Source organism: Mesorhizobium sp. M4A.F.Ca.ET.020.02.1.1 (assembly GCF_004022645.1).
GTDB lineage: Bacteria > Pseudomonadota > Alphaproteobacteria > Rhizobiales > Rhizobiaceae > Mesorhizobium.
Genome location: NZ_RZOI01000578.1, coordinates 1 through 3,993, shown reverse-complemented (window position 1 = coordinate 3,993; position 3,993 = coordinate 1). Strand labels below are relative to the sequence as shown.

Sequence of the window (3,993 nt, the reverse complement as noted above, 5' to 3'; positions counted from 1 at the left end):
ATGTCATGGCGGACGGTTACGCGATCGGCGCCCTGTCGGCCGGCATAATCGCCGACCTGTTCGGCCTAGCTGGACAATCGGTTCTGTCGCCGCACCAGCTTTCCTTTCCGGTACAGAAGTTGCGGTCGCCATGGCGGAGCGCTAACGCTGGCGCGCTTGCTTTGCGCTTGGGTCATTCACTGAATTCTCGTCATGCAGTATCCTGTCGAAAGGAGGGGTACAGGGAGGAGGAAATGACCAGCGCAGCGAGCGTGCCCTTCGATCGGAAGGACCTGGAGTCAAAAGTCAAGGCCATGTACCGCGACGTCGCCACGAACCCGAAAGGCGAGTTTCATTTCGAGATGGGTCGATCGCTGGCGGAGCGGTTGGGCTACAGCACTGAAGACCTCGATCGGATACCGGCAGAGGCGATCGAATCGTTCGCTGGTGTCGGTTACTTTTTTCATCTCGCCGACGTGAAGCCGGGAGAAACTGTGATCGATCTCGGCAGCGGCTCCGGTATGGATACCTTCATCGCGGCGTTGCGGGTCGGCGCGACGGGGAAAGTGATCGGCGTGGATATGACCGACGAACAGCTCGCGAAAGCATCCCGCCTGCGCGACAGTCACAGCTTCGATAACATCACTTACATGAAGGGTTATATCGAGGACGTTGAACTGCCCGCAGGGATTGCCGACGTGGTCATCAGCAACGGGGTGATCAATCTTGCAACCGACAAGCAGGCTGTCTTTCAGGAAACAGCTCGACTGTTGCGCGCCGGCGGCCGTCTCGCCATCTCCGACATCGTCACCGAGGTGCAACTGCCGGAAAATATCGTGTGCAACTCGACGCTGTGGGCCGCGTGCATCGGCGGTGCCGCGCAGCAGGACGACTATTGCACGAAGATCGAACACGCCGGCCTTCGCGTGGTCAAGCGCGAGGACAATCCGGCCTACGAGTTCATTTCGCAGAACGCGAAGGGGGCTAGCCGCAAGTTCGGCGTCAAAAGCGTGTCGATCCTTGCCGCCAAACCCTGAAAGCTGGCGCGGGCACCAAGGGCTGTTAAGCTTTCACATATCGGCCGACCACCTATATGCCTAGAGGAAAAGCATGGGAGATGGTGATGGGCGCTCAATGCTGCGGAGCCGATCACGACAATCACCCGGCTACGGATGAAGACGCATCATACAGGCGTGTTCTCTGGGCGGTGCTGGGTATCAACTCAGCAATGTTTGCGGTCGAGATCGGCGCTGGCGTTGCGGCTGGCTCTGCCTCGCTACAGGCCGATGCGCTCGATTTCCTTGGCGACGCCGGCAACTACGCGATCAGTCTCTTTGTGGTTGGCATGGCGCTTCGCTATCGCGCCCTCGCAGCGCTGGTCAAAGGCGCAACCATGGGACTGTTCGCAGCCTGGGTCATAGGGATAGCGGTTTGGAACACGGTTCACGGCACGCTGCCAGGGGCCTTCACGATTGGCGCAGTCGGCTTTGCTGCCTTGCTTTCGAACGCTGCTTCATTTGGTCTTCTATGGGCCCACAGGAGCGGCGATGCGAATATGCGCTCTGCGTGGATTTGCACTCGCAACGACGTACTCGGCAACCTCGCTGTCCTGGCTGCCGCCGCTGGTGTCTTTGGAACCGGCTCCGGCTGGCCTGACGCAGCTGTCGCCGGCATCATGGCAGCGCTCGCTGTTCAAGGTGCAATCGTTGTCACCAGCCAGTCGCTTGCCGAGTTGAACAGCCGTCGCCCTATGTCGCCAGCTGAATAGGAGAACACGCTAGCCGAACTTCGGCTAGAGGCGCCCTGGCATTCGAAAACTGTGAATCGACAAGCGCGCCACTTCCTCGCCTGCTAACCCGGCAAACCAGGGAGGCGTAGATATGGCCTATTCATATCGGTGCAAGGACTACCCTGGAATGGATGCCTGTTCAGGATCGTTCACGGCTGAGATTGAGACTGAACTCTGGAAACACATCGAGCTTCACGCCGCCATCGCTCATCAGGAGAACCCCGAGCAGTGGTCGCCGGAAGACCGGCAACAGATGAAAAAGATCATTCAGGCCAGCTAGCGCTTGGCGGTTTCCTGCATTGCAATGGCAACAATCGCGCCGGAGAGAAACGTCAAAGCGGCGATCGACGTGATCGCCCATGAGAGCCCGAAGCGATCGGCGATGAGCCCCGCTGAGAGCGCGCCGATCGCATAGCCGAGGTCGCGCCAGAACCGATAAACGCTGAGCGAGCGGGCGCGCCAGCTTGGATGCGAGGCGTCGGAAACCGCGGCGATCAGGCTTGGATAGACCATTGCCGTTCCAAGGCCGAGCAGAAGGCTGCCGACGAGCCACCACTCGAACCGGCTGGTAGCCGCGGTGAGAAACAGGCCGCCGGCCTGGATCCACATTCCGGCGACGATCAGGCCTTTGCGACCCCAGCGATCGCTCAAGGGGCCGGTGACGATCTGCAGGATTCCCCAGGTCGCGGGGTAGATCGCCTTCAGGATGCCGATGCGCTCGACGCCAAGCCCGAAGGAGGCGAAGAACAATGGGAAAATACCCCAGCTCATGCCGTCGTTGAGGTTGTTGACGAGGCCCGCTTGCGACGCCGCGAACAGATTGCGATCCCTGAACGAGGTCAGCGCAAATACCTCCCGGAAGCCGATCGGCACGGATTGCTGTCCGTGAGCGGATGCCTCCAGCCGGAGGTGGTCGCGCGTGTCGCGGATGAGCACGATCGACAGCACGGCGCCGATTACGGCGTAGCCTATGCCGAGATAGATGGGCACGGGACGCAGACCGTACCGCGAGGCAAGATAGCCGGTGAGGAACGCCGTCACGCCGACGGCCAGGTAACCGGCAAATTCATTGAGGCCGACGGCGAGGCCGCGCGATTTCGGGCCGACGAGGTCGACCTTCATGATGACCGTCATCGACCAGGCGAGCCCCTGGTTGATGCCGAGCAGCGCATTGGCCGCAATCACCCATCCCCAGCTCGGGGCCCAGATGATCATGAACGGAACCGGCAAGCCGACAAGCCAGCCGAGGACGAGAACGCGCTTGCGTCCCCAGGTGTCCGCGAGTTGGCCCGAGACCAGATTGGCAAGCGCCTTGACCACGCCGAAGCTGACGATGAAGGAGACGACGAGTGTCGTCGAGGCGATGCCGAACTCTTCCGACCCGATGAGCGGCACGACTGTTCGTTCGAGCCCGACCATGCCACCGACGAAGGCGTTCACCAGCATGAGCAGGGCAAACTGCCGCCAGTTTTCCTTGAGCCCAAGCCTGACAGTCGAGCCTGGCGAGACTGATGCCCCCTCGTTCATTGCTCAGGCCGCGGCGGCGGCGAGACCCGCGTTGGCGGCACGGTTGCGCGCCGCCTCCGGCGGCGGGGGCGGTATGTCCGCGATCATCGTGGCGACGAAAGTGTCCTCGTCATCAATGCGGAACGCCTTATTGAAGCGCTTCTCGAAGCCAATCGTCGATGTCGGCTTGCCGCTGAGCGAGCGCCCGCAGACCGAGCCGGAGTAGGCGCCGGGCAGCACTTCGACGTGATCCGGCAGTTGCTTGAGGCGGCGCACGCTCGAAAACAGCGTCCGCGCGCCGTCCTCGGCACTGGTTGCAAGTTCGGTTCGTCCGAGATCGCCAACCATGAGAGTGTGGCCCGTCAGCACGAACCATGGCTCGGCCGCGCGTGTCCTGTCCGTGACCAGGAGCGAGATGTGCTCCGGCGTGTGCCCTGGCGTGTGCATGACGGTCATGGTCACGTTGCCGAGCTCGACTACCTCGCCGTCCTTGGCGCGTCGAAATGGGAAACCGGCTTCCGCGCCCTCGAACAGCATGTATTCCGCGCCGGAGGCTGCGGCGAGCGTCCGCCCGGCGGAAATGTGGTCGGCGTGGATGTGCGTATCGACCACATAGAGAATGCGCATGCCGGTCGCCTCGGCAACTCGAAGATAGGGCGCGATATCGCCTACCGGATCGACGACGGCGGCTGCCGACTTGCCTCCGCATCCGAACAGGT

At 61.9% G+C, this 3,993-nt stretch carries 5 protein-coding genes; 3 read left to right on the top strand and 2 right to left on the bottom strand.

Features of this window, described 5'->3' with window-relative positions; genetic code table 11:
* From EN742_RS27080 to EN742_RS27070, 3 genes are all read left to right on the top strand, one after another.
* A partial coding sequence (locus EN742_RS27080) for a methyltransferase domain-containing protein (RefSeq protein WP_210214481.1) occupies nt 1–1,016 on the top strand: 1,016 nt, incomplete at its 5' end.
* 80 nt (nt 1,017–1,096) lie between these two features.
* A complete protein-coding gene (locus EN742_RS27075) occupies nt 1,097–1,747 on the top strand; it encodes a cation transporter (protein ID WP_348628257.1) in 651 nt (216 codons plus the stop codon).
* Nucleotides 1,748–1,859: 112 nt separating this feature from the next.
* Nucleotides 1,860–2,048 carry a DUF1059 domain-containing protein gene (locus EN742_RS27070; RefSeq protein WP_127406768.1) on the top strand — a complete coding sequence of 63 codons (189 nt, stop codon included), beginning with the start codon at nt 1,860–1,862 and terminating at the stop codon, nt 2,046–2,048.
* Here the strand turns inward: EN742_RS27070 and EN742_RS27065 are convergent.
* Both EN742_RS27065 and EN742_RS27060 read right to left on the bottom strand, forming a co-directional pair.
* Nucleotides 2,045–3,295 (bottom strand): MFS transporter, encoded by a 1,251-nt coding sequence (locus EN742_RS27065; RefSeq protein ID WP_127421222.1) that lies wholly within the window; start codon nt 3,293–3,295, stop codon nt 2,045–2,047. The genes EN742_RS27070 and EN742_RS27065 overlap by 4 nt on opposite strands.
* Before the next feature lie 3 nt (nt 3,296–3,298).
* The gene (locus tag EN742_RS27060; RefSeq protein WP_245492403.1) at nt 3,299–3,991 is read right to left on the bottom strand and encodes an MBL fold metallo-hydrolase; all 693 of its coding nucleotides are present in this window, start codon (nt 3,989–3,991) and stop codon (nt 3,299–3,301) included.
* Nucleotides 3,992–3,993 lie beyond the last annotated feature (2 nt).

Bases quoted from the DNA above. Each gene is read 5' to 3' on its own strand.
- EN742_RS27075 (WP_348628257.1), top strand. From the start codon at position 1,097: ATGGTGATGGGCGCTCAATGCTGCGGAGCCGATCACGACAATCACCCG.
- EN742_RS27070 (WP_127406768.1), top strand. From the start codon at position 1,860: ATGGCCTATTCATATCGGTGCAAGGACTACCCTGGAATGGATGCCTGT.
- EN742_RS27065 (WP_127421222.1), bottom strand. From the start codon at position 3,295: ATGAACGAGGGGGCATCAGTCTCGCCAGGCTCGACTGTCAGGCTTGGG.